This is a genomic window from Flavihumibacter solisilvae (assembly GCF_000814475.1).
GTDB lineage: Bacteria > Bacteroidota > Bacteroidia > Chitinophagales > Chitinophagaceae > Flavihumibacter > Flavihumibacter solisilvae.
Genome location: NZ_JSVC01000016.1, coordinates 88,097 through 113,991 on the forward strand (window position 1 = coordinate 88,097; position 25,895 = coordinate 113,991).

At 47.0% G+C, this 25,895-nt stretch carries 23 protein-coding genes; 11 read left to right on the forward strand and 12 right to left on the reverse strand.

Annotated elements, in window-relative coordinates; genetic code table 11:
* Nucleotides 1-15: 15 nt before the first annotated feature.
* The 4 genes from OI18_RS14885 to OI18_RS14900 form a co-directional block, all read right to left on the reverse strand.
* Nucleotides 16-2,472 (reverse strand): TonB-dependent receptor domain-containing protein, encoded by a 2,457-nt coding sequence (locus OI18_RS14885; RefSeq protein ID WP_039141156.1) that lies wholly within the window; start codon nucleotides 2,470-2,472, stop codon nucleotides 16-18.
* A 237-nt stretch (nucleotides 2,473-2,709) separates the two neighbouring features.
* Complete coding sequence (locus OI18_RS14890; RefSeq protein ID WP_039141157.1) at nucleotides 2,710-5,193, reverse strand: TonB-dependent receptor domain-containing protein; 2,484 nt, start codon at nucleotides 5,191-5,193, stop codon at nucleotides 2,710-2,712.
* Nucleotides 5,194-5,513: 320 nt separating this feature from the next.
* A complete protein-coding gene (locus OI18_RS14895; RefSeq protein WP_039141159.1) occupies nucleotides 5,514-6,674 on the reverse strand; it encodes a prolipoprotein diacylglyceryl transferase in 1,161 nt (386 codons plus the stop codon).
* Nucleotides 6,675-6,817: 143 nt separating this feature from the next.
* Nucleotides 6,818-7,231, reverse strand: coding sequence for a BrxA/BrxB family bacilliredoxin (locus OI18_RS14900; RefSeq protein ID WP_039141161.1), 414 nt, complete (start codon nucleotides 7,229-7,231; stop codon nucleotides 6,818-6,820).
* Between the two features lie 224 nt (nucleotides 7,232-7,455).
* Here OI18_RS14900 and OI18_RS14905 point away from each other — a divergent pair, with 224 nt between their 5' ends.
* The 4 genes from OI18_RS14905 to OI18_RS14920 all read left to right on the forward strand — a co-directional run bounded on the left by OI18_RS14905 (nucleotide 7,456) and on the right by OI18_RS14920 (nucleotide 10,453).
* Nucleotides 7,456-7,884 carry an Hsp20/alpha crystallin family protein gene (locus OI18_RS14905; RefSeq protein WP_039141162.1) on the forward strand — a complete coding sequence of 143 codons (429 nt, stop codon included), beginning with the start codon at nucleotides 7,456-7,458 and terminating at the stop codon, nucleotides 7,882-7,884.
* A gap of 108 nt (nucleotides 7,885-7,992) precedes the next feature.
* Nucleotides 7,993-8,484 carry an RNA polymerase sigma factor gene (locus OI18_RS14910; protein ID WP_039141164.1) on the forward strand — a complete coding sequence of 164 codons (492 nt, stop codon included), beginning with the start codon at nucleotides 7,993-7,995 and terminating at the stop codon, nucleotides 8,482-8,484.
* Complete coding sequence (locus tag OI18_RS14915) at nucleotides 8,481-9,062, forward strand: hypothetical protein (RefSeq protein WP_039141165.1); 582 nt, start codon at nucleotides 8,481-8,483, stop codon at nucleotides 9,060-9,062. Before OI18_RS14910 ends, OI18_RS14915 begins: the two co-directional genes overlap by 4 nt.
* A gap of 98 nt (nucleotides 9,063-9,160) precedes the next feature.
* On the forward strand, nucleotides 9,161-10,453 hold the full coding sequence (locus tag OI18_RS14920; RefSeq protein ID WP_039141167.1) for a hypothetical protein: 1,293 nt from the start codon (nucleotides 9,161-9,163) through the stop codon (nucleotides 10,451-10,453).
* Here the strand turns inward: OI18_RS14920 and OI18_RS14925 are convergent, their stop codons facing one another.
* Complete coding sequence (locus OI18_RS14925; RefSeq protein WP_039141169.1) at nucleotides 10,454-10,912, reverse strand: nuclear transport factor 2 family protein; 459 nt, start codon at nucleotides 10,910-10,912, stop codon at nucleotides 10,454-10,456.
* Between the two features lie 59 nt (nucleotides 10,913-10,971).
* Nucleotides 10,972-12,042, reverse strand: a complete 1,071-nt coding sequence (locus tag OI18_RS14930; protein ID WP_039141170.1) for a DUF4407 domain-containing protein — start codon at nucleotides 12,040-12,042, stop codon at nucleotides 10,972-10,974.
* A 188-nt stretch (nucleotides 12,043-12,230) separates the two neighbouring features.
* Between OI18_RS14930 and topA the strand changes: the two genes are divergently transcribed.
* The 3 genes from topA to OI18_RS14945 all read left to right on the forward strand — a co-directional run bounded on the left by topA (nucleotide 12,231) and on the right by OI18_RS14945 (nucleotide 16,203).
* Complete coding sequence (gene topA / locus OI18_RS14935; RefSeq protein ID WP_039141172.1) at nucleotides 12,231-14,573, forward strand: type I DNA topoisomerase; 2,343 nt, start codon at nucleotides 12,231-12,233, stop codon at nucleotides 14,571-14,573.
* A 222-nt stretch (nucleotides 14,574-14,795) separates the two neighbouring features.
* Nucleotides 14,796-15,671, forward strand: coding sequence for a transglutaminase family protein (locus OI18_RS14940; protein ID WP_039141174.1), 876 nt, complete (start codon nucleotides 14,796-14,798; stop codon nucleotides 15,669-15,671).
* A 58-nt stretch (nucleotides 15,672-15,729) separates the two neighbouring features.
* Nucleotides 15,730-16,203 carry a Dps family protein gene (locus tag OI18_RS14945; RefSeq protein ID WP_039141176.1) on the forward strand — a complete coding sequence of 158 codons (474 nt, stop codon included), beginning with the start codon at nucleotides 15,730-15,732 and terminating at the stop codon, nucleotides 16,201-16,203.
* A gap of 55 nt (nucleotides 16,204-16,258) precedes the next feature.
* Here OI18_RS14945 and OI18_RS14950 read toward each other — a convergent pair whose 3' ends face one another.
* Nucleotides 16,259-17,686, reverse strand: coding sequence for a Gfo/Idh/MocA family protein (locus OI18_RS14950; RefSeq protein WP_039141177.1), 1,428 nt, complete (start codon nucleotides 17,684-17,686; stop codon nucleotides 16,259-16,261).
* Nucleotides 17,687-17,803: 117 nt separating this feature from the next.
* Here OI18_RS14950 and OI18_RS14955 point away from each other — a divergent pair, with 117 nt between their 5' ends.
* Both OI18_RS14955 and OI18_RS14960 read left to right on the forward strand, forming a co-directional pair.
* Nucleotides 17,804-18,133, forward strand: a complete 330-nt coding sequence (locus tag OI18_RS14955; protein WP_039141179.1) for a tRNA-binding protein — start codon at nucleotides 17,804-17,806, stop codon at nucleotides 18,131-18,133.
* Nucleotides 18,134-18,140: 7 nt separating this feature from the next.
* Nucleotides 18,141-18,632: a methylated-DNA--[protein]-cysteine S-methyltransferase gene (locus OI18_RS14960; RefSeq protein ID WP_039141180.1), complete on the forward strand. Its 492-nt coding sequence runs from the start codon at nucleotides 18,141-18,143 to the stop codon at nucleotides 18,630-18,632.
* A gap of 10 nt (nucleotides 18,633-18,642) precedes the next feature.
* On the opposite strand, the gene OI18_RS14965 is transcribed toward OI18_RS14960, so the two are convergent.
* Nucleotides 18,643-19,134 carry a cytidine deaminase gene (locus tag OI18_RS14965; RefSeq protein WP_039141181.1) on the reverse strand — a complete coding sequence of 164 codons (492 nt, stop codon included), beginning with the start codon at nucleotides 19,132-19,134 and terminating at the stop codon, nucleotides 18,643-18,645.
* Nucleotides 19,135-19,164: 30 nt separating this feature from the next.
* Nucleotides 19,165-20,721 carry a S26 family signal peptidase gene (locus tag OI18_RS14970; RefSeq protein ID WP_039141182.1) on the reverse strand — a complete coding sequence of 519 codons (1,557 nt, stop codon included), beginning with the start codon at nucleotides 20,719-20,721 and terminating at the stop codon, nucleotides 19,165-19,167.
* Between the two features lie 146 nt (nucleotides 20,722-20,867).
* On the opposite strand from OI18_RS14970, the gene OI18_RS14975 reads away from it, so the two are divergent.
* Nucleotides 20,868-21,743 carry a MerR family transcriptional regulator gene (locus tag OI18_RS14975; RefSeq protein WP_052273267.1) on the forward strand — a complete coding sequence of 292 codons (876 nt, stop codon included), beginning with the start codon at nucleotides 20,868-20,870 and terminating at the stop codon, nucleotides 21,741-21,743.
* On the opposite strand, the gene OI18_RS14980 is transcribed toward OI18_RS14975, so the two are convergent.
* The gene (locus OI18_RS14980) at nucleotides 21,744-22,907 is read right to left on the reverse strand and encodes a sigma-54-dependent transcriptional regulator (RefSeq protein WP_039141184.1); all 1,164 of its coding nucleotides are present in this window, start codon (nucleotides 22,905-22,907) and stop codon (nucleotides 21,744-21,746) included.
* Nucleotides 22,908-23,225: 318 nt separating this feature from the next.
* Here OI18_RS14980 and OI18_RS24710 point away from each other — a divergent pair, with 318 nt between their 5' ends.
* Nucleotides 23,226-23,378 carry a hypothetical protein gene (locus OI18_RS24710; RefSeq protein ID WP_160290245.1) on the forward strand — a complete coding sequence of 51 codons (153 nt, stop codon included), beginning with the start codon at nucleotides 23,226-23,228 and terminating at the stop codon, nucleotides 23,376-23,378.
* Between the two features lie 90 nt (nucleotides 23,379-23,468).
* On the opposite strand, the gene OI18_RS14985 is transcribed toward OI18_RS24710, so the two are convergent.
* Together OI18_RS14985 and OI18_RS14990 are read right to left on the reverse strand one after the other, a co-directional pair.
* The gene (locus OI18_RS14985; RefSeq protein ID WP_039141186.1) at nucleotides 23,469-24,458 is read right to left on the reverse strand and encodes a pyruvate dehydrogenase complex E1 component subunit beta; all 990 of its coding nucleotides are present in this window, start codon (nucleotides 24,456-24,458) and stop codon (nucleotides 23,469-23,471) included.
* A gap of 73 nt (nucleotides 24,459-24,531) precedes the next feature.
* The gene (locus tag OI18_RS14990) at nucleotides 24,532-25,893 is read right to left on the reverse strand and encodes a S41 family peptidase (RefSeq protein WP_039141188.1); all 1,362 of its coding nucleotides are present in this window, start codon (nucleotides 25,891-25,893) and stop codon (nucleotides 24,532-24,534) included.
* Nucleotides 25,894-25,895 lie beyond the last annotated feature (2 nt).

The window sequence follows — 25,895 nt, forward strand, 5'->3', positions numbered from 1 at the left end:
TCTGTTGAGAGAAAACTATTGCTGGCCGGATCCACCGACGCGATTTTGTTCATCTGTTGCGCTTCCCGAACGACGCCGCGGTGCGGCCTGCTGCTGTTGCGTTCCGAAGCGGTAAACGAAAGTGAAGCCCACTCTCCTGTTATCCCACTGCGATTTTATATTCACATCTATTGGACCATGCTGGGTGGTACCACGGAATTTCTGGATATAGAAGGGATCAATGATATTTATTTTCACAGTACCCTTTGTTTTAAGGATCTGTTTTGAGAATCCACAGGAAACCACGCCCATTGGTTCAGCCACCATCATTGCAGCGTCCAGCATTTTGCTACGGTAGAAGCCACTGAGTTCAGCGCTCCAGGTCTTGGTAATCTTGAACTGGTTGTTCATATTGCCGGTGAAAGAGGTGATATCTGCTTTCAGCGGCTCATTATTGACCACACCTTCGAAGTAGTTATTGAACAGGTTACCATAAAGGGAAACTGTCCACCATTTGGTTAATGGCTGGTTGTAACTCATGGCGATGCCGATATTCCTCCGCTTTGCTACATTCTCTTTTGTCAAGTAGGTGACCTTCGTTTCCTGGTTCTGTTTCAGCACATCGTTGATCACATCGGTCGTCTGTGTAAAATTTATTGTCGTATTGAGGACCCCTTTGAAATTGTGCGACAATTCAATGTTATTGCTGAACTGCGGCTGCAGCATCGGGTTACCCTGGCGATACGTGAACTGGTCAAGGAAATACTGGAATGGGTTCATGTCCTGGTAATTCGGTCTTTCGATCCTTCTGCCGTACGACATCGTAAATGTGTTTTTGGGATTCAGCTTGTAGCTGAGATAGGCCGTAGGAAATAGCTGTGCATAGTTCCTCGTAAAACTTGAATCCTTCGTGATCTGGTCACCAGTGGCGTAGGTGTGTTCCATTCTCAATCCTGCCTGGATGGACCACTTTCCTATTTCGCGGTTATAGCTTGCATATACGGCATTGATATTTTCATCATACAGGAAATGGTTGGTACGACCGGTGTCATTTACCCATGTTTCCTGTCCTTCATCCCACAGCGTATACTGGGCATCGTTATCCGTTTGAACCAGGCTGCTTTTTACTCCTGCCTCGATCTTTCCGGCCTTGCCAAGCGGATGTACATAATCGACTTTTACACTGTAAATATTGATGTTTGAAGGCAGGTAGCCATTGATGAATAGTGTGCCCGGCGTACTTCCGTCAGGATAGTAGGTATGGTTATCAGATGTCTGCTTGCTTCTTGAACGGTAAACGATATAATCAAGATCTGCACTCAGCTCCCGGCCGGTTGTATCAAAACGCTTCCTTAAATTCAGGTTCATTCCGCCATTCTTCCAGGGATCCTTGTTCTGGCTGTAAGCAACGTTGGTTGAGTCGAGAATTCCTTTGCCATTATATATGTGTGCCGTGCTGTTTGCTGAAAATGTCCGTGGGTTATAGGTACCGAATATTTGAAATCCGATCGTGGTCATTTTATCAATGGAATAATCGATGCCGGTCCGGATAGTTGTATTGCGTCCAACGAAACTGTTCTTTGATTCCTGGTCGAAGACAGATACCAGCTCCTCACCATTAACATCGGTGAATTTTCTTACCAGGTTAAGATTACTGAATCCCTGCCAGTAACCATAGCTGGCATTACCAAACCAGTTGATCTTGTTCTTCTTATAATTAAGGCTGATGCTGGTAGGAGATTTCGGGTAAACGCCCTGGATATAACCAAGGTTCACGGTGCCATTGAAGCCGTTCTGCCGGCCTTTCTTTGTACGGATATTGATGATGCCACTGTTTCCCGATGCATCGTATTTAGCTGATGGCTGAGTCATGATCTCGACAGTCTCCAGTTGGTTCGAAGGAGTATTACGCAGCAGGTTGGCGAGGTCTGCTCCACTCAGGTAGGTCTGTTTGCCATCTACCAGCACGATCACCCCGGTCTTTCCTTTCAGGCTGATGTTTCCGTCGCGGTCAACCGTTACGCCGGGAGATTTTTCCAGCACTTCCAGTGCGTTGCTTCCGGCGTTGGTGATATAGGCATCAACGTTCACCACCATCTTATCGGGTTTCACTTCAACCATCGGTTTCTTTGCGGTAACGGTTACGTCTTTCAGGTTAGCAGCAGACTGCTGCAGGCCGATTGTACCTGCGTTATTCACTTCGCCATTGCCCTTTACATTAATTTCTTTTGACTTAAAAGTATGGTAACCAATGGCTGAGACACTTAATTCGTAGATCCCTTCTGCAAGGCTTACTTCGAATGCACCCTCTTTAGATGAGGTAGCCATCTTCTGCAGTTTGGCATTTCCCTTTTTGTAAATTTCGATTGTTGCGGCTTCAATGGCTTTTCCCGTTGAATCGGTGACCTTGCCCTTGAGGCTCCCGTTAGTCTGCGCTGACACGCTGTAAGCAAACACCTGCAGCGCCATAAGCAACACCAGGATTTTTTTCATCAGATAGGTTTTGGCAGTTACGAAATATGAAATTCTCTATTGGCGGGGACAGATAAAAACGAATTGGTTCAGACGGTCGAAATCAAGTACGAAGGTGTACGTAATGTTAAATCTTCCGGGAAAGGATTGAGGTCGGGCCGGATCAGTTTGGGTTGGGGGAAACGACCTGTCCTGCTGAAGAACAGGTCGTTTTTTTGATTTTGTTGCGTGGATAAGGTCGCCTGGTCAATAGTGCGATTAGTTGTTGCCTCCCATTTTCACCCGGTTTTGCTCGTCACCTGCGCCACCGGTTTTTCTAGAGGGTTTAGAATCTTTAAGCGGTTTTCCAAAGCGGTAAACGAAAGAGATATTTACTACACGTGAATCGCGGCTGTTGCGGAACCATGCTTCGGTAGTTTTGAAAGCGATGTCGCCTTGAGGTTTCTGCGTGTAGAAGATATCGCGAACGTTCAGTTTAACAGTTCCCTTGTTTTTCAGCACCTGTTTTGCAAGCCCGCCGGATACAGCATACATAGGGTCGATGAGAATCTGTCCGTCAATTCCTTTTGTCCTGTACCAGCCACTCAGTTCTGCGCTCCATCCTTTGCTGAACTTGAACTGGTTATTAACGTTGAACATCATGGTACCACCAGATACTTCGAGTTGTTCTCCATTCAGTTCACCTTCGAACGTATTGTAGTTATAGTTGGTGTAAAGGATTGCAGTCCACCATTTCTGCACCGGTACCTGTGCACTTACCGAGATCCCTGCATTCTGCCTTCTACCGATATTCCCCTGGCGTACTACAGTTACAAACTCCTCGTTACTGCCTGATTGGCTGTCATTACCATTGTCAAAAGTTTCATTCATGTAATCCCTGGTGGTGCTATAGTTAATAGTAGTGGTCAGGTAACTTTTGAATGTATGGCTCAATTCCACATTCTGGGTGAACTGGGGCTGGAGGTACGGGTTACCTTGACCCATTGTGTACTGGTCAATGAAGAAGAGGAAGGGGTTAAGATCCTGGTACGCAGGGCGGTCAATCCTTCTGCCGAGTGACAATCCAAACGTATTCTTTTCATTTGCCTTATAGGTTACAAAAACAGTTGGGAAAAGGCTGCCGTAGTTGCGTTTAAAAGACGAATCCTTTGCAGTCGGGTTTCCAAACTGGTTGCCCTTGTAAGAAGTGTGCTCGTATCTCAAACCTCCCTGGATTCCCCATTTGTTAATCTGCCTGTTGTAGTTTACATATGCTGCGAAGATGTTCTCTTCGTATTTAAAATTGTTTGTCTTACGATAGTCCACTTCCCACGCATTGTCAATCAGGTTGTAATAGCCGGCAAAGTTGTCGGTGTTCACCATGCTGCCCTTGAGACCTGCTTCCAGTTTACCACCATCTTTCAAGGGTTGGGTATAATCAACTTTTGCTGAATAGATGCTGATATCAACCGGCAGGTTCCCTTTCAGCTGGTTGAAACTCTTTTCGTTCATCGATGGATCGAACATAGTATTGTTGAAGAGCTGCTTGCTGTTTGAGCCATAATTCACGAGGTCTATATCGGCCGTAAGCTCACGTCCGGTAGTGTCAAACTGGTGACGCAGGTTAAGGTTGATGCTTTTGTTTTTCCAGAGGTCTTCGTTGTAACTGGTCGCATAAAGAACAGAATCAGTAACACCCTGGTTATTCATCAGGTTGCTGGTATTGGTACCACGCTGGTTTTCGGGCGACATATTACCATTCAGCACGATACCGAGCGTTGTTTTGGCGGAGAGATAGTAGTCAGCGCCAAGCTTCAGGCTGTAATTTTCGTTCTCATTTTTCATATAGCTCACCTGCTCGAAGATCGCCGTAAGCTCTTTGGAACCTGCGTCGCGGTATTTCCGCTTGATCTCGAGTTGCTGGAAGCCATTCCACCTGCTGTATCCGCCGTTGGCAAAGATGTTTACTTTACCGGTGCGGTAGTTCAGGTTGAAGCTGTTGTTCGTCTTCCAGTATTTACCCTGGCCATAGTTGAGCGTTAAGCTTCCATTGAAACCGCGCTGTTTGTTCTTCTTCGTTTTGATATTGATGATCCCGGAGTTGCCGGCAGCATCATATTTAGCCGAGGGGTTTGTGATGATCTCGATCTGGTCGATCGAGCTTGCGGGCATTGATTTCAGCAGGCTGGCCAGCTGGTCTGCACTGAGGTAAGTGGGTCTGCCGTCCATCATCACCATCACACCCTGTTTTCCTTTCAGGCTGATGGCACCATCTTTATCAACGGTAACGCCGGGTGATTTTTCCAGCACTTCCAGCGCGGTGGAACCTGCATTGGTTACCGCGGCATCCACATTTACTACAGTGCGGTCGATCTTCTGCTCGATAAAGGGTTTACGGGCTGTAACAGTTACGGCACCCATTTCCTTTGAAGTTGCATTCAGGGTGATGCCTGGTATTTCAACCGCTGCGTTCTCCCCTTCCAGGGAAACCGGGGCGGAATAAGTTTTTTCATGACCGACAGCGGTTACCATAACCAGGTATTTACCGGCAGCGATTGCGTTGAAGCTGTATTTGCCGGAGATATCTGTGGTAAGAACCCGTGCAACGGAAGAATCCTTTGCGTGAAGCAGGCTGACAGTTGCCGCTTCTGCGGGTTTTTTAGCGCCGTCGGTCACTTTTCCGGATAAGGTTGAAGTCTGTGACTGACTGATCAAGGATAAGGAGGATAAGGTCAGTGTTAGTAAGGTTAAAGTCTTTTTCATAACTAGGTTCTAATATTCGTTTGGTACTCTTTAAGATCAATTACAATTCAAAAGTAGGTACTATGCTATGCAATGTACATTGTTTTGTGTCGAACGGTGATTAAATGTGATTTCCGGCAAAAGCAATGACAGGAATGTGACGGAATTGGGGTCACGAGGTTACACCTGTGCCCTCCTTTCGGATAAGAGGCAGATAATCAGGAAGAACGGAAAAACGGTACCCTTGCCGGCGATGGTCGGTAAGTGAATGAGTGAACAGGTCAATAAGTGATTGGGATCGCCAGCGCGATCCCAATCCATTCACTTATTGACTTATAGACTTATTGAATGCTCGCAGCGCTTGTAGAAGTTTTTAGCTTTCCCATCCATACCCAGATAAGAATACCACCGATCACCATCATACTGGATATGAGTTCGGCCTGGGTGGGGTGGAATCCAAAAATGTCGTAGCGGGTATTGACGCGGATCTTTTCTATAAAGAAGCGTTCGATGCCGTTAACCACCAGGTATAGGGCAAACAGGCGACCCGGAATTTGGATTCGTTTGCGAAAGTACCAGAGCAGGGCAAACAGGACGAGACACACCAGGGTCTCGTATAATGGTGTTGGATAATGTGGGACGGGGAGCTGACTGCAATATTGGCCTTCGCAGCCGGGAATTGGATCCCCCGCATTGATCACATTGTGGGGATAGGTATAGGACCATGCCCAGTCGGGAAGCCAGGAATAGGGATTTGGCCTGGTGTTGGGAATTCCCCAGTCACCGTCGCCGGAAACCTGGCAACCGACCCGCCCCACTGCATAGGCGAGCATAAGTCCGGGTGCCGCAGCATCGCAGAGGTGACGGATCGAGATCTTATGTTTTTTGGCGTACCAGCAGATGGCTATTGCGGCGCAGATGAGTCCACCGTAGAAGGTTAGTCCGCTGAATGACAACAAAGCGCCGATAGGATCAGCTTTGAATTCGGTCCAGTTTTCCAGGTTATGGAAGACTTTGGCACCGGTGAAACCAAACAATGCGGCAAATACTACGAAATCTCCTACCCTGTCGTGTGGCCAGATCCGGATAGTGCGCTCTTCGGGTTTGTCAAGTTTTGTTTTGTTCTTCTCCCACCATTTCAAACCTGCAAAGAGCAGACCGGTAAGTAAGCCCGCAGGCATGCTACCTTGTGAAGAAAAAATGAAGGCCTGCGGATCATCCGGACCAACCACAAAGGCTCCGATGATTTTATAGCCCAGCAAAAAACCTAGGAAGAAGTTTGTCAGGAGCTCACTGATCGAAGCGGGTTTACCGACCGTGATCTTAGTTTCTTCGTAGATGAGCAGTCCCTGCTGACTTTTACGCTTCAGCTCAAGTGAAAGCGTCCATGCCGCCCCGAGAAATGCAAGCGCCACAAAAAATCCAAAGGAATTGATGAATCGGAGTCCGGGTATGTCAATCCCTGTAAGATCCTTCAGGGCATAATATAAATTGGGGTACATGTAAGGTGTTTAGTCTCGCTTATAATAAAAGGCAATGATAAGAAATAGCAAAGATATCATTCGGGCAAATCGGTCAAAAAATAACCCCTTCCGGACCGGAAGGGGTTAACTATCAGGAAAGCTGCCCCGTAAACGGTGGCTGCTTAGCAATATTGTTCAAATGCTGCGATCAGGTTGTGGGCGATCATCTGGGCCGGACGGCCTTCGATCTGGTGCCTTTCAATAAAGTGAACCAGCTGTCCGTCTTTGAAAAGCGCAATAGAAGGTGAAGACGGAGGGTAAGGAAGGAGATGTTCACGGAGTTTACGAACCGCATCAACATCAAAACCGGCAAAGCTGGTAGTAAGATGGTCAGGCTTCTTTTCGCTGTTGTTAACGGCCATGATCACACCCGGACGGGCAGAACCTGCCGAACATCCGCATACAGAGTTGATCATAACCAGCGTAGTGCCCTGCTGGCTCATCTGGTTTACCACATCATCCGGAGATAAGAGCTCAGTGAAACCCTGTTCTGTCAGCTCTTCCTTCATCGGCATTACTATTTCGGGAGGATACATTGTGTAACTGTGTTTTAAGATTTGCAAAGTTACTGTAAAAACAGCTATAACAGGAAGAAGGTTCGATAAGCCAGAATGACAGATAAAATTAGCTAAAACTGTTAAATTGGCACACAAAAACAGCCTAAATCAGACAGTTCGCCATCAAACCGGGTGAAAAAATCCATTGGTCCGTCGTTTGTTCCCCTTCCTGCATATTCTAAAACTTATTAAACACTATAGCTATGACGCTCGTAAAAGTTAATCAACCTTCCCGCCCTGTTGGAAATCTTCTGGATGAAATTTTCAATACCCCATTCTTCGGACGGGAGTTCCAGCCTTCTTTCCAGCACCCTGCAGTGAACATCGTGGAAACCGCTGATGGTTACCACCTGGAACTGAACGCACCCGGACGCAACAAGGAAGACTTTAAGGTTTCCCAGGAAAATGGTTTGTTAAGTATCTCATTCGAAGAGAAAAAGGAAAACAAAGAGGAGGACCTCAAAGTTATTAGAAGAGAGTTCAGGTTGGCTTCCTTTAAAAGGAGCTTTACCCTGGATGAAAAAGTGGATGCTGAAAATATCCAGGCGAAGTATGAAAACGGCCTGCTGAAACTTTACCTGCCTAAAAAAGCAGAAGTAAAGATCCAGCCGAAAGAGATCACAATCCAATAATCGTTTCTCATAAGCAGTTGGTTTTGGTTACCCCGTTGTTTCGACAACGGGGTTTTTTATTTTTATCCTGTAATAAACCGGCCGGGATCGCGTCTAACGCATATTAATATGAATGAACAGGAATTCATTGCTGCTTTAAAGGACCACGAAGGCATTATACATAAGGTGTGCAATATGTACCAGCAGGACATTTCCCTGCATGAAGACCTGTTCCAGGAGATTGTATATAATGCATGGAAAGGAATCGGTTCATTCAGGGGTGATGCACGATTCAGCACCTGGCTATACCGGGTTGCCCTCAACACCGCCATAAGTTTTTACCGGCGGGAAAAACGAGACCGGCTGGCGGAATCCCATATAGGCATGGAAACCCATTTTGACCCCGGTAACCAAAGCGCAGATCCATTGCAAACGCTTTATCATGCCATTGGTGAATTGTCGCGGGTCGACAAAGCCCTTGTCATGTTGTATCTCGAAGAATATAATTATGATGAAATGAGCCAGCTGCTGGGCATTTCGCCCAACCTGGTTGCGGTCAGGATGAGCAGGATCCGGGAAAAACTCAGAAAAATAATTACTCACTTAAAATTGCAGGAATGACGGAACTGGAAGAACTCAAAGCGGTATTACGGGTGCGCCTGAACGAAAAAAGGCCGGAAGCTCCATCCGTGCACCAGGGACTGCTGCGGCGGTCATCCGGCACCATCACCAGCCTGAAGCGAAGTCTCCGCTTTGAACTGATTGCATGCGTGGCGTTCCTTGTCCTGACCATCATTTCGCCCCTGGTACTTCCGGCAAAAGGCATGGTGATCTATGCGGCCGTTGTAGGTAGTTATTGCCTGTTGTTTCTCGGTTACCTGTCACGGTTAGCCAGGAAGCTTAACCGCCTGCATCGCGAGGTTCCGTCGACACTCAGGTCGCTTGAATCAATTCATTCCATAATAAAGGAATATACGAGGCTCTACTTCAGGTTATGCATGCTTTCCGTTCCCGTGTTTTTTGGCCTCGCCATTGCAACACTGGGCAGCTGGTCATCACTTAAAGCTGAACATTTCTTCATTATTGCCGCATGGACAATCATCATTTATATATTTTCAAAATGGTACCTGCGTTACTTATATGGAAACCATCTCGCTGAGCTTCAGAAAAATATAAATGACCTTAAAATTCATGATTGACAAAGGTTTGGACCATTCTAACACTTTATTAAACAACCATCTGTGAAAAATACCCTAATATTGCCTACTTTTCAAGATACCCTTATAACTATCAGAGAATGGCATTATTTCGTTTTCGGGTGTATTGGTTGTTAAGTCTAATATTCGTGATCATTACCGGTTCTGTTGTAGCACAGGATTCAAGCGCGATAAAGCATACTGCCGATACCCTAATTACCCCAACTCCGGTGGACACTCCCCTAAGGATTATCAATCTCAATCCTTACATGACGCTTCACGTGGATTCGTCCATCAATTACAACCTGGATATCAATAAGGATTCAGCCCAGTTTTTCTGGTTCCTTAAAAATGCACCAGTCGGACTGAAGATCAACAAGGACAATGGCCTGTTGAGCTTCAAGGCTGAAAAATCCTATTTCCTTTCCGGGAGATTGAAATATGACGAGGAATACCACGTGTACCTTGGTGTGCAGAACCTGAAAGATCCAAAAGACCGGGTGGATACATCCTTTACCCTGGTGTTCTATAATACAGAGATCGTTATTTCACGTGTAAAGCCAACGGTAAGCAGTACCCTCTACATAGATGAAGGTGATACGCTCACATTTAAGGTGCAGTGTGAAACAGGAAGTTTTCCCATCGAAAAGATCACTACACTGATCAATGTACCGATCAAGAATTATTCTCCCATCAACAGGTGTGAAGACCAGTTCAGCTGGCCTATTCCATTTGACTTTGTAAAGGAAACGGATACCGGAAAGGTTCGGAGCTTCAACATCAGCCTGATCGGTGCGGATAAATTCTTCAACCGCGACACGGCTACCATCCGGGTAATCGTACGCGATGCCATGAACTATCCCTATCGCCTGTCGGAGTACAATAAAGTGGTAAAGGATATTGATCGGTATATTCTCCAGCTTAAATTCACCTTTAAGGAGCTGGATAAGAAAGTGCGGGGTACCAAAAACACCCGGACTTCCTTTGACCTCACTTCAGGAACGGCTGCCCTTGGGGGAACTGTGCTTGCAACAAGTGCTTCTTCCGGAACGCAAAATCTCGGTAAGGTATTACCCGGTGTGGGTGTGGCCCTGGTACCGGTTAAGGAAGCGGTATCACCGGTAAAAACATATGAACAAAACTCTGCATCACAGGTGCGCGCCAGCATTAAGCGACTCGAATATACGGTGACTGACAATGCGCTTACCAGTGAGCGCGATGGCGAGATCCTCAACAAGATCTCGAAACTGCGTGCGGAACTGAAGCAGGTGCAGGTACAACTGATAGACGTTCCGATGCTCGATACCGGTGAGTTGAGCGAAGAAGAGCTGAACCAGTACTTCAATAACCCCAAAGTCAACAAGAAGTACAAGCTCAGCAAGAAGTCGAAGTAATTATTTCACTATACAATTGTCCTTCCGGCGGGTGTCGATGATATACTGTATCTTCCACTCGCCGGAAATTTTTACAAGCTGGAAGGAATTGACGCCACAATGGCTGAATTTACTTCCGATGTAAAACAGGTAGGGAGTCCAGGCCGCAGCCAGGTTTCCGTCGATATGGATGGCCTCGTACGAAATCCTCTCGTCATAAACATCAGGATGGGGCTTTCCCACTGAAGTTACAAATCCCGAAACCGCATCAGTCCTTACCACAACAGAACCATCGTTTTTCTGAACAATAGTCTGCATCATGGCAGCCGGCGCAAAACTTGCGGCAAGCAGGGCGGTATCACCGGTACGCATAGCCGTAAACAATTGGTCTATTACAGTCTTTACACCTTTTTCGTCGGCAGACTGTGCCTGTGCCTGGTAAGAGGCACAAAGGATCAGGAGGGAAAACAAGTATTTCATGCCAGCTAAAATATCAACTTGGCTGGTCGGAAAGGGTTTTTTTTTACAAATGGTATGGCCTAAACGGCAGACATATTTGAAGAACGTGCTTTCTCCTGCTCTATCACCAACGCCCGCTCGATGTTTGACATCGGCACCAGCTCTTCTTTAGCGAGAGCGATGTCATAAGGACCAACGGGAAGCAGCATTTTCGCAAGTATGGGTGCCGTTTCCAGGATGATGATCAGGAGACTGATCAGCAGGTTAGCCCAGAAAACACTTGGTTCTTCGTTGGAGAGATCATGCAGGGCTTTATTCCTTTCCAGGAAACCGACGTTGTCGAAAGCCGCTTTGGCAAAAACGTCCTTTTCTTTTTTCAGTTCCGTTTCCGCGTTTGACAGGAAAAGGTTGTGTGCTGACACGGTGGAATCGATCAACCTGAATGCGGGGTCAAACTGTTGGGAGGTCTGCATATAAGCACCCTGCTTCAACCTGGTGATTGTTTCCACGCCGCGGACACCGGAGCCGCCGGTTCCATCGGCTTCCTGCACATAGGATTGCTGCAAACGGAGAAGGGTATCCTCCATTGCTTTTTTCCTGGTTACAAGCTGGTCGCGTTCATTTTTCACGTTCAGCACTTTCTGGAGATGCAAGGAATCCTGGCGGATATTATAAGCCTTGATCTTTTCCTGCAGGTTTGAGGTCACTTTAAGATTGATCTCTTTTTCGAAGAGTTTCAGTTCGAGCGGCCGGGCAATGGTAATACCAATCAGGACTGCCAGGATGATCCGTGGCAATGCGACGCGCCACTGCCTTCCCGGCGAAATTCCGTATTTCCGGATGGTCGCCACCATGAAACGGTCAAAGTTGAAGATGATCAGTCCCCATAACAGGGCAAACCCGATCGCCCATCCCACATTGCCGAAGATGGTATAAAACGCATAACCGGAAGAAAGTGCTGCCAGGGCAAAGGTTGCCAGCAGTACGCCGCCCAGTGTATTGTATTTGTTATGTTCGGTGGGAAAAGATTCCAGTGTGGGTCCATGCGCCCCGGCGCACCACCAAAGGAATGTTCCGTTATTTTTTCTGCTACCGGTAAAGGAGTCATAGCCGGAAATCGTGTTGTCACGGCTATCCGTGGGATTTGCCATAGAAATCAGTTAATTGACAGTAAATTATTACCTGGTAGAAGTTGGGAACAGTACAAAGAACGGTGATTTAACCGTATTATTTCTTAACGGATTGTAAAGGCTTGTCCGAATACCTGAATTGGTATATTCGCTCCTATACACTAAACTTGCACGACCCGGAATTCATTTTTTAATTGATTTAGAATCACATGGCTAAGAATTTATTGATCGTGGAGTCGCCGGCAAAGGCCAAAACCATCGAAAAGATCCTCGGAGAGGATTTTGAGGTGAAGAGCTGCTATGGCCATATCCGCGACCTGGAAAAAGACGAAATGGGCATTGACATAAAACACCAATATAAACCCCGGTACATTGTTCCTGAGGATAAGGAAAAAGTGGTGAAGGAACTAAAACAACTGGCTAAGAAAAGTGACGAAGTATGGCTGGCAACGGATGAGGACCGCGAAGGGGAAGCCATCAGCTGGCACCTTTGCGAAGTACTCGGACTTGACCCTGGCACAACTAAAAGGATTGTATTCCATGAAATTACCAAACCGGCGATCCAGAAAGCGGTAAAGCAGCCACGTACGGTGAACATGAACCTGGTGAATGCGCAGCAGGCACGCAGGGTGCTTGACAGGATCGTGGGTTTTGAGCTCAGCCCGGTTCTCTGGCGGAAAATGAGCATGCGCAATTCGCTCAGTGCCGGCAGGGTGCAGAGTGTTGCGGTACGCCTGATCGCAGAACGCGAAAGAGAGATCAATGCGTTCAAGGTGGTCAGCAATTTTAAGGTTGAAGCAATCTTTACTTCAGCCGATACCAATAAGAAACAGGTCAGCTTTAAAGCAGAGGGACAGAGATTCAATAATGAAGCCGGTGCGGAAAAGTTCCTGGAATCCTGCAAGGGTGCGGACTATACAGTTTCCGACATCCAGGTGAAGCCCGGGAAGAAATCGCCGGCGGCGCCTTTTACGACTTCCACTTTGCAGCAGGAAGCCAGCCGAAAACTAGGTTACTCGGTGAGCAAGACCATGCTGCTTGCCCAGAAACTTTATGAAAGCGGTAAGATAACGTACATGCGTACCGACAGTGTGAACCTGAGTGATACTGCGATGGAAGGAATCAGGCAACAGGTAACCGGCCAGTATGGCAACCGCTATTTCCAGGAAAGGAAATTCCGCAACAAGAATGAATCGGCACAGGAAGCGCACGAAGCGATCCGCCCGTCATATATGGAAAACAGCACGGACGATGATGCAGATACCAAACGCCTGTACGAGCTGATCTGGAAACGAACCATGGCTTCCCAGATGGCGGACGCAGAACTGGAAAAGACAATTGCGAAAATCAGTATCTCGACGAATAAAGAAGAACTCACTGCAAGTGGTGAGGTCCTGAAGTTCGACGGGTTCCTTAAAGTATACAGGGAAGACCGGGATGAAGAGGATATGACGGATGACGAGGGAGGTGACAGTATGCTGCCGCCATTGCAGCCAGGACAGAAACTGCCGCTGAAGGAAATGAAAGCTACAGAACGTTTCAACCGTCCGGCCCCCCGTTATACCGAAGCTTCCCTTGTAAAGAAATTGGAGGAACTGGGCATCGGCCGACCATCCACTTACGCTCCCACTATCAGCACCATCCTTAAGCGTGGCTATGTAGAAAAGCGTGATAAAGAAGGAGTTAAAAGGGATTACCGCGTATTAAAACTCGAAAAGGATAAGATCTCAAAAGAAACTGAGCAGGAAACTACCGGTGCGGAGAAGTCGAAGTTGTTTCCAAGTGACCTGGGCCTGGTGGTGACGGATTTCCTGAGCCAGTATTTCAATGATGTGATGGATTATGGATTCACCGCAAAAATCGAGGGAGAGTTTGACGATGTGGCCACAGGCAAGCGTCTATGGCACAAGATGATCGATGACTTTTACAATCCCTTCAAGAAGGATGTGGAGAATACCCTGGAGACAGCTGAAAGGATCAAGGGAGAAAGAGAACTGGGCGTTGATGCGGAGTCCGGTAAGAAGGTAGTTGCCCGCATGGGCAGGTATGGACCGATGGTACAGATCGGCGATGTCAATGACGAGGAGAAGCCGAGGTTTGCCAAACTCAAGACCGGGCAAAGTATCGAAACGATCAGCTATGATGAGGCAATGGAATTGTTCCGACTGCCCCGGGTGCTGGGAACCTTTGAGGATAAGGAGGTACAGGTGAGCATTGGCCGGTTCGGTCCTTATATAGCCCATGATGGCAAATTCTATTCGCTGGCAAAGGAATTTGACCCTTACAGCATCAGCCTGGAAGAGGCCACTCCCGTTATTGAAGAAAAGCGGAAGGCCAAGGAAGAAAGGACGATAAAAGTGTTTGAAAAAGAAAAGATCCAGGTACTACGTGGCCCATATGGCCCTTACCTCAAACAGGGATTAAGGAACTATAAGCTCTCCAAAGAGCAGCAGGAAAGATCAACCGAGCTGACTGTGGATGAGGCAAAGGCAATAATTGCCGAGTTAAAAGCTAACCCGCCTAAAAAAGTCGCCAGGAAGAAAAAATCCTGAAAAACTCAAAGCTGAAAAGTCAAAATTCAGAAGAGTCCGCAGGTCGGCCTGTTTTGAATTTTGACTTTTAAATTTTCACTTTCCCACATTATTCACGCCTGTGGAAAAAAACTGCGTCGTTTCCCTCCTGAAAGCGCGAAATTTATTTGCAGATCCCTAACAATAAATTGGTTAACCGGTGCGTCATAACAATGACGAACAGCCAGTAAACCCTTTCCGCTTATGGAAGAAACCCGTGAAATATCAGCCCTGTTTCATCTTATTGATGATCCGGATGACGAAGTTTTCAATACCGTAAGCAACCGGATCATTTCAATCGGCGCCAACATTATTCCAAACCTTGAACATCTTTGGGAAACGACGCCGGATGAATCGGTACAGGATAGGATTGAACTCCTGATCCACCGCCTTCATTACTGCGACCTGGTACAGGAATTCACCAGGTGGAAGTCACTCCCCGAGCCCGACCTGCTCGCAGGGGCATTACTGGTATCCAAATTCCAGTATCCCGACCTCAATGTCAACAATGTATTACAGGATGTTGAAAAGATGCGACGCAATATCTGGCTTGAGCTGAACAGCTACCTGACACCTCTTGAGCAGACCAATGTACTGACGACAATCCTGTATAACTATTACCACCTCAAGGGCACAGAGCTGAATCATAGCGAACCCAATGATTTCCTGCTCAACAAAGTACTGGATGCAAAACGTGGCAACTCGATCAGTAACGGTATCCTGTACCTTGTTTTATGTGACCTTCTCGACATTCCCATCCGGGCGGTTCACATTCCCAGGCAATTCATACTGGCTTATTTTGAGCTTGACAATGGCCAGTGGGACAAGCTACCAGCCAATCCATCGCATCGCATCCAGTTTTATATTGATCCCATGAGCGGACAGGTATTCACACAAAAGGATGTGGAAACCTATTTCCGCCGGATTTCGGTTCCTCCTACTGCTTCGTTCTTTCGTCCCCTTTCCAATGTCCGGATCGTGCAGGTACTGCTGGAGGAATTTGCCAAGTGTTTTGAGAATGACCAGCATTATTACAAGTATGACGAACTGATGCAGTTGTCTGCCATGATTTCAGAATAAACCTTTTGGCCTGCTATTGGTTGTATGAAGATTATACATAAACCAAAATCAGCAGAAAATGAAAGCAGACATTGGTATATCCGAAAAGAACTCCCACGAGGTAGCCATTATCCTGAATGCCTTACTTGCCGACGAGCAGGTGCTCTACACCAAACTACGCAACTATCACTGGAACTATGAAGGAAGCAATTTTGCCGAGATGCATGCTTTTTACGAAGGACAGTATGAGCAGCTCGCGGAAATAATAGATGAAATTGCTGAAAGGATCCGCATGATCGGTCACTACTCTACGGGCCGGCTGAAAGACTTCCTAAGCGTGACACGACTACTGGAACAGGATTATACCAATCACCAGCAAACGCAATTAAAGAACCTGCTGGATGACCATGAAACGATCATCCGCCAAGTCAGGAGAGATATTTCCGAGACCGGCGATAAATACCAGGACGCGGGCACTGCCGATCTTCTTACCGGTGTAGTATTGCGCCAGCATGAGAAGATGGCCTGGATGATCAGGAGTTACCTGGGTTAAAATAAAAAAAGGAATGGCTGTTCGCCATTCCTTCATTATATCTATTCGATATTTTTTATGCGTTAAGTTCCCAGCCTTGCCTTCTCTCACGCTTAACGAACTGGTTCGCTTCCTCGAAGTTGGTGATGCGCATATTCTTGGCATCCCACAGCAGGGTTTTGCGTCCCAGGTATTTATCGTTCCAACCTTTGAGATTGGGATTCTTGAGCATCCAGCTGCGGATAGCCAGGTTTCCGATAAGGATACTTTCGGTGAATGGTCCCGCATATTCGAACGGAGAACTTGTTACGCCTTTGCCATAACCAGCGATACAGGCATTTACCCACTGAACATAGTGTCCTTCCGTTACCCTTTTAATAGTTGGTGCAGGAAGTGATTCCTGCATTTTTGTGGTGGGCAGCAGCCTGGGGTTTTCACCGTAACAGTCGGCCAGCAGCTTTCCTTTTGTTCCGATGAACAATACACCACCGTCCCAGTTACCAAATGCTTCTTCCGGCAACAGTTCATCAGGCCTTGCAGGCAGCAGTCCGCCATCGTGCCAGGAAACTTTGATATTTCCTTTGCCATCCTTGGTTGGATAGTTCAGGTGAATGATAGAAGATGGAGGACAGCTGTCCACATAGCCACCTTCTGCCCACATGTCCTTCCATACTGCGCTTACACTACACTCTACGGATGATGGGTAATCAATTGGAAGGATGCGGAAAACCGGGTCCATGATATGGCAGGCCATATCACCCAAAGCACCTGTTCCGAATGACCACCAGCCACGCCAGTTGAAAGGCAGGTATGCAGGGTTGTAATCAATATGCTGTGCGGGTCCGAGCCAGAGATCCCAGTTCAGTTCCTTGGGAACTGCATGGCTGCCCGTAGGAGTTGCAATACCCTGCGGCCATACCGGGCGGTTTGTCCATGCGTGTACAGTATGCACTTCGCCGATCAGGCCAGCATCATACAGTTCTTTTGCACGACGAACGCCATCGCCACTACCACCCTGGTTACCCATCTGCGTAACTACTTTATAGCGTTTAGCCGCCTCAGTGAGAAGGCGTGCTTCATAGATGTCGTGGGTAAGTGGTTTCTGCGTATAAACGTGTTTGCCAAGTTGCATTGCAGCCAGTGTTGCATTGGCGTGCGTATGGTCCGGGGTGGAAATGGAAACAGCATCTATATTTTTCTTTTCTTTCTCGAGCATTTCCCGGAAGTCCTTGTAATAATTTGCTTTAGGATGTGCAGTACGAGACTTAACCGCCTGGCGGTCGTCTACATCACATAATGCAACAATGTTCACTTTGCCGGACTTAAAGAATTCGGCCAGGTCGCTCTGACCTTTTCCACCGACGCCGATTCCGGCAACGTTGAGCTTGTCACTTGGAGCTACATGACCTTTACCGAGGACATGCCTGGGGACGATGAAAAATCCCGCTGCAGCCAGGGAGGAGTTTTGGATAAATTTTCTTCGCGATGCTGATTGACGAGGCATAATACGTTCTGTTTGAAAAATATTTAATTAAGGTTTCAATTTACGGAATGCACGTTAACCACTGAACAAAAATTTTAAGTGAATTTCAAAGACCTGCCTGTATATTCGAAATAAAAAATGATCAGCTGGGATGATTTTGAGAAAATTGACATGCGTGTGGGCACAATTCTTTCCGCCACTCCCCTTCCTAAGGCCAAAATTCCCGCTTTCCAGCTCAGCATAGATTTCGGACCTGAAGGGATGCGCCAGTCGTCTGCACGAATCACTGCGCTATACCAGCCTGAAACCCTTGTCGGAAGGCAGGTTATAGCGGTAGTCAATTTCCCGCCGAAACTGATAGCCGGCTTCAGGAGTGAATGTCTTGTGCTTGGGATCTATAATGAAAACAATGACGTAGTTTTATTACAACCGGAAAGACCGGTCGGCAACGGCCATAAAATCGGTTGAAAAATTAATGCATACTGCATACTACCATTCACCCATCGGTATATTACGTGTAACCGTAACCGACAGTTATGTACAGGAAGTTCACTTCTGCAATGATGATGAAAAGGAAAATGTCGTTGCTGATGCTGCCCTGACTCCGTTGTTACAACAATGCCTTGACGAGCTTATTGAATATTTCCAGGGTGTACGGAAACAATTTGATCTTCCTGTGCACCAGGAAGGCACCAGCTTTCAACAATCGGTATGGAGTGAACTTACAGCTATTCCTTACGGGAGGACAATCTCCTACCTTGAGCTTTCGCGTCGGCTGGGTGACCCAAAGGCCATCAGGGCTGCAGCTTCAACAAACGGGAAAAACCAGGTTGCGATCATTGTTCCATGCCACCGGGTAATAGGAAGCAATCGGGAATTGATCGGTTATGCGGGCGGACTCTGGAGAAAACGATGGCTGCTGGAGCATGAGAAAAAAGTGCATTATGGTGTTCAGACGCTCTTTTGAACGGACAGGCTCAGGTTCCGTTAAGGTCATTGCTGTTAAACGACAAGGGTAATAACATACTCGCCTTTGGAATGACAAAGACTTTTCCTTTCATTCCGCCAAGTATCAGCCTGATCGGGTGATGTAATCTTGTTTCATATTCCTGCAATGATTGCCTGCAGATACCGCAGGGACTGATCGGGTGGTCACTCTCCACCAGCGAACTCCTGTAGCTGATGGCAATTGATTCAATGGGCACTTTCGGGTAAAGACTGGATGCAGAGGACAGCAGCACGCGTTCTGCGCAAAGGCCTGCCGGAAAAGATGCATTCTCCTGGTTTGACCCGGCAACCATTTCACCGTTTGTAAGTCTCGCGACGGCACCCACGTGAAAATTGGAGTATGGCGCGTAAGCATTAGTTGTTACTTCTCTCGCTTCTTCCAGTAACCAGGCGTCGGCCTCCGGCAGCTCATTGATCGAGTCATAAACTTCGTATTCAAAATGGAAAGCATTCTTTTCCATGCAGCAGTAATAATGTACAAAGAAGGTACATTATTTTATGCTCCTGAACAACCTGTTCCAGCGAATACCCTTGTTGATACTCATCCAGATGATCCAGGCTTCGCCAACGACATGGTCTTCAGGTACAAAACCCCAGAAGCGGCTGTCCTGGCTCAGATGCCTGTTGTCTCCCATCATCCAGTAGTAATCCATCTTAAAAGTGTACTTGTCAGTTTCCTGGCCGTTGATGACGAACTTGTTGTTCTGGCGTTCCAGGGTATTGCCTTCGTAAACTCGGATAGCCCTTTCATAAATGCTATAGTTCTCAGGCGTGATGGTGAGCGTGGCACCTTTTTTCGGAATCCAGATCGGGCCGAAGCTGTCGACAGTCCATTTATGAATGGTGTCATACGGAAAACAAATGGTGCCCCAAAGGCGCGGATCAACCTGGTCAGGCCTGATCAGTTGCGGGGTAATTGATTTTGCGAGCCCGGATGATTTCATCTTGTCAACGGCTTCCGCAGTCAGCAGCATTCCATATTTATTCCCGGAAATACTGAAGATCTCATCCGGATTTTCAATGTCAACATTGTATTCTTCCTTCATGACCTCAGCATTGAGCGGCTGGCCGTTCGTTTCCACTTCGTAGAAGATCTGGGAATGTGGTGGAATGAAACCTGGTTTCCCGTCGATGTAAACCCTTCCGTCCCTTACTTCCAGTGTATCGCCGCCGATCGCCACACAACGTTTGATATAATTCTCACGTTTGTCGACAGGACGTATCACCAGCGGGTAGGTCTCGGGATCAGATAATACAGCCTGCCTTCCTTTATTAATATCACCGGATCCTATCCTGCGGGCAAAGTCATAATAAGGATCCTGGGACTGGAATTCCGGCCGGTTGATGACAGTATCTCCCGTCGGGAAGTTGAACACAACCACATCGTTCCTTTTAACCGGGCTTTCAAACCAGCGGCTGTAGGGCAGCTTGACCAGTTCTGAGTAAGACCTGGAACTTGTTCCGGGGATAGTATGATGCATGAAAGGAATGGACAAAGGTGTATTCGGGATCCGGGGACCATAACTGAGCTTGCTTACAAAAAGGAAATCATTGATAAGAAGCGTTTTTTCCATCGACCCGGTTGGAATCGTATATGCCTCAAATATAAAAGTGCGTATAAGGGTAGCCGCTACAATGGCAAAGATGCCGGCATCAACCCACTCCCTTACGGTAGATTTCTGGTAATGTTTTACTCCCTGGGGACCAATGAACCTGGTCTTTTGGTCCATTGCCACATACGGAAAGTACAGGAAGGGCACCAGGCAGGTGAGCGCGTGTTCCCAGAAAGAAAATTTTCCGAAGCATTTAATGAATTCAATGAAGATCCCCATAGTAACGAACCAGCCGGCGACAGGAATGAGCTGCCAGAAGAACCAATGTTTTGGGCGTTGTGCAATTTCCAGCATCACCCAGGTATTATATAAAGGGATCAGTCCCTTCCAACCGGGTGTACCAGCTTTCTGAAATAGTTTATAGAGTCCAAATGCGGGCAGGATAAAAATGATCAGGGAAATAAGTGCTACGATCAGGATTTGATTCGTTGTCATTCAGCTCGGAATTTATAATTCGGACAAAAATACCATTCTGGTTCAAAAATGGTAGGTATTCACATTATTTGTACAGCTTTTGTTGAAAATATGACAGGGCAGCTTCAAAGAATTTGTTAATACATTGAATACATTCGCAATAACCGATGAATCATTTCAGTATAAACGATATAGAAAACCTGACGGGGGTAAAAGCGCATACCCTCAGGATCTGGGAACAGCGTTATGGTGTATGCCAGGCCAAGAGGAAGGAAAGCGGTCACCGGTATTATGACGCAGAGGACCTGAAATCCATGCTACGGCTGATTTTCCTTTACCGCAGCGGGCACCGGATGTCGCAACTGGCAGGACTTGAGGAAGACGATCTGCGGGCACTGGCATTATCGAAAACGGCATCATGTTCATACGACAATAACATTGGCCAGCTTACAGAAGCGACACAGTCGTTCGACCAGCAGCGCTTCGACAAACTGTTGCACATGATGATCCTGCACCTGGGATTCGAGAAATGCATTCTTGACGTCGTTTACCCTTTCCTTGAAAGACTGGGCCTGTTATGGCTGACGGACCGTGCACTGATCGCCCATGAGCATTTTGCCAGCAACCTCATCCAGAAAAAGATCATTGTTGCCATTGACGGCCTGGAAAGACCCCGAAATTCGGAAAGGGTCGTTCTGCTGTATACGCCAGGCGGCGAGGCCCATGAGATACCATTGCTATTTATGCAGTACCTCTTCAAGAAATACGGCACCCGGACCATTTACATGGGCAGGGAAACAGAACAGGAATGCCTGGTTGAACTCTGCACAAAGCAAAAGGTTACACATTTGTATTTCCACCTCATTACCCATCTTGGGGACTGCGACGTGCCGGGCTATATCAGGAACCTTGGAGCCGAATTGCCAGGCGTAGCCATCGTGGCGAGTGGCAGGTGCCTTGAAAATAAAACAGCTGAACTTCCGGGAGAAGTTCAGCTATTGAAGGATTACCAGCAAATGATCTCTTTTGCAAGAGGTCAATAATCAGCTTTTCGGCACCACATTATTGATCACATCATCCTTTATTATTACTTTACCGGAGAGGATCACCAGTCGTTCCACAACATTCCGGAGTTCGCGGATATTACCTGTCCAGTTGTATTCTTTCAGCGCTTCGAGCGCGGGTTTATCAATTTCCTTTTTGGCTATTCCATACTCTGCGCAGATGTTCTCCAGGAATTTATCTACAAGTTGCGGAATATCATCGCGACGATCATTCAACGAAGGAACATGAATAAGGATTACGCTCAGCCGGTGATAAAGGTCAAGCCGAAAGTTCTTGTCTTCCACTTCACGAAGCAGGTCTTTATTTGTCGCAGCCACAACCCGCACGTCAACTGAAATTTCCTTATCGCCACCTACACGGGTTATCTTTCCTTCCTGTAAGGCCCGCAGTACTTTTGCCTGGGCACTGAGGCTCATATCGCCGATCTCATCGAGGAACAGGGTGCCACCGCTTGCCTGTTCGAACTTACCGATACGTTGTTTGATTGCACTGGTAAATGATCCTTTTTCATGACCGAACAGTTCGCTTTCAATGAGCTCACTGGGGATCGCAGCACAGTTCACTTCAACCAGTTGTCCCCCGGCGCGATTGCTTTTTTCGTGCAGCCATCTTGCGACCAGCTCCTTGCCCACTCCATTTTCACCCGTGATCAGTACACGGGCTTCTGTGGGCGCAACCTTTTCGATGGTATCCTTGATCCTTTGAATGGCCGGGGAGTCACCGATCATTTCCTGCACTTTGCTGACTTTGCGTTTCAGCACTTTGGTTTCGGTTACCAGGGAAGTTTTATCCATGGCATTGCGTAAAGTGATGAGCAGCCTGTTCAGGTCCGGTGGTTTAGAAATATAATCGAATGCACCCTTCTTAACCGCTTCCACGGCAGTTTCAATGGTACCATGGCCGGAGATCATAATGATGGGAATATCCGGGTTGGCTTCCCTGGCCTTATCAAGAAACTCGAGTCCATCGAGTTTGGGCATCTTAATATCGCACAACACCACATCAAAGGTCTTTTCCCTGAACCGCTTAAGCCCTTCTTCGCCGTCGGAAGCTTCGTCTATCTTATAACCTTCATAAGATAAAATTTCACCTAAAGTCTTCCTGATAGCCCTTTCATCATCAATGATCAGAATATTTGACATGCTTATATATATAAATGTTTTGTGCTGTAATGGAGGTATCCAAAAATACCGATAAATGCGATAGTGCGTTGTACAGGCAATTATTTTGCCACATTTGACGGGCTGGAGCATGACGCCCGGCTTACGTCCGGGATTAAGCGAACCTGGCGGAAATCGTAGAGTTTCTGAAGGTATATTGTAAAGTATACCCAGGTAAGAACTGCAAGAAAAGATAGTAGTATTACTAAAAAAAATAAAGTATTAATGACCTTGACAATGCTTTTCCGGGTTTGTACTTTTATTCCAGATATCCATTGAAAACAATCAAAATATCCACCTATGAACACAATTCAACACCCGCTCAAAACTGCCAATGAAGTAAGTGTCTGGCAGCTTACCGCAAAAATCGTTGTACTTGCAGGGGTACTCATGGCTTACAGTTATTGCCTGCTGCTGACAATCAGCAGTGTGATCCGCATGGCGAACAGCTAGCTGAACCCGATGATTTTGATATATGGTTAATCAAAAAAGCCGCTCACTGAGCGGCCTTTTTGTTATTTCTTACTATTTACTTCTGACTTTTTACTTCTTAAGGTACATTACTTCCTTAACAAGCTTAACCGTACGGGTAACATCCGGTAATGCTGCTGCAACGAGGTTTGGTGCATAATGCAGGGGTGCATCGGCAGCTGTGATCCTGCGGATTGGAGCATCGAGAAAATCGAATCCTTCTTTCTGGATGCGGTACGTGATTTCAGAAGAAACAGATGCAAACGGCCACTGCTCTTCAACGATTACCAGGCGGTTAGTCTTTTTCACGCTTTCGAGAATTGTCATCCAGTCAAGCGGGCGAATCGTACGCAGGTCGATCACTTCAGCATTTACGCCTTCCTTTTCGAGTTCTGCAGCTGCACCAAGTGCAACTTTCATCATTTTATTGAAGGAAACGATGGTTACGTCGCTGCCTTCTTTCTTTACATCGGCCTTGCCAAGTGGAATATAATATTCTTCTTCCGGTACTTCAGATTTATCACCATACATCACTTCGCTTTCCATGAAAATCACGGGATCTTCTTCATAACGGATTGCCTGCTTCAATAGGCCTTTGGCATCATAACCATTACTGGGAGAAACCACTTTAAGACCCGGAATGTTGGCGTAGTAGCTCTCAAATGCTGTGGAGTGCTGAGCACCGAGCTGACCTGCTGAACCGTTAGGTCCGCGGAAAACGATCGGGCAGGAAATCTGTCCGCCGCTCATTGCCAGCATCTTGGATGCAGTATTCAGGATCTGGTCAAGCGCCAGTGCGGCGAAGTTCCAGGTCATGAATTCTACGATCGGGCGAAGACCGTTTTGCGCAGAGCCAACAGCAACGCCTGCAAATCCGAGTTCAGAGATCGGGGTGTCAATCACCCGCTTGGCTCCGAATTCGTCAAGCATTCCCTGGCTTACTTTATAAGCCCCGTTGTACTCCGCAACTTCTTCACCCATGAGGTAAACCCTGTCATCGCGACGCATCTCTTCATTCATTGCTTCGCGGAGCGCCTCTCTAAAAGCGATTGATCTTGCCATTCGTTTACTTTTTGGAGTGGCAAAAATATTGGTTCATAGGCAAATGCGCAAAAATAGTACTACCTGTTTTGGATCAGTGAAGATGTTTACGGTCTTCAATTAACAACTTATGCTTTGGAAGTTCCATTGTCCGGTAACTCCGGATCATTTCCGGGTCAGACCTTTCCTCCCGCTGGATAGCCCGGAAAGCTCCGGTAGTCAGGTATTTGTAAGCGCTGGCCAGGCAGTCTTCATTCAGATCTCCCCAGGGTTTGTCCAGCCCGTCAACTACCACTTTATCAGGAGTAAACCCATTAAAATAATTACCCTCGTTTGCACTGTTCAGCAGGCGGAATGAAACCGGTAAGATGTACCAGTCCCCCACTTCGATCGGGAAGTATCCTACTGCCTTTCCATGAGAATTGCTTGGACCGACTACCGACACATCCATATGCGGTTTCAGGCAATTAATGAGTGCCTCGCTCGCAGAGGCAGTGTTATGTGTTACAATAAATACCACTTTTTGCGGACTTACGGTTCCTTTTTTAGCGAAGGTGACAGTAGAGTTCCAATTCGTAGGCATAAGATCGTTAAACTGTTGCTTGTACATGATCTTGTTATTGCTTGCCGCAGGAATAATATAATTTGCCATCTCTTCCTGCAGATCCACATAACCACCGCCATTGTAACGCAGGTCAACGACCAGGTCTGTTACATTTTTCGCTGCCAACCTTTGGAACAGGTTGCTGAAGCTGGCTTTCATCTGCGATGTATCACCGAGGAAAGAATTCAATACAAAATACCCGACATTTTTTCCGCCGGCTGAATAAACTGTATCGAGCAAAAGCGGCTGCTCCTGGTAGGTGCTCGGCGTCAGCGACATGTCCACACTTGTACCGTCAGGCTTCTGGAACCGGATGCTGGCATTCTTACCACCATATATTGCGTCAACGATGAAGTTGATGCTGGCATTACTTGTATTGATGTTAGTGCTGTTGTTTATGCTAGTGATGCGCCAGGTCCGCTTCACACCTGCTTTACCGGCAGCTGATTCCGGCTCTACATAAGAAACACGGAGGTCATTGTTGCTCATAAAGAAGATCCCCAACCCGATATCACCGGCAATTCCACCGCTTACATCATTCCATTCGGCCTGTGACATGGCAAAGCTCCAGCGGTCAACAGGTTCTGTAAAACCGGTCTGGATACTGTAAGGCCTGATGGCTTCCATAATTTCGTTGGGATCTGCGTACTGACGGGCGTTGAAACTCGCTGGGATGTTCTTATACCACAGGTAGATTTCCTTCGCATATAACAGGGTTGTGTCCTTAACCTTATCTGCTTCCGAAACGGCTGGCGGATCAGGGTCCGGAGTAGGATCATCACCACCTTTATCTTTTTTACATGCAGCGAAAACGAGTACCAGCAACAGGGAGAGCAACGAAATTCGTTTCATGT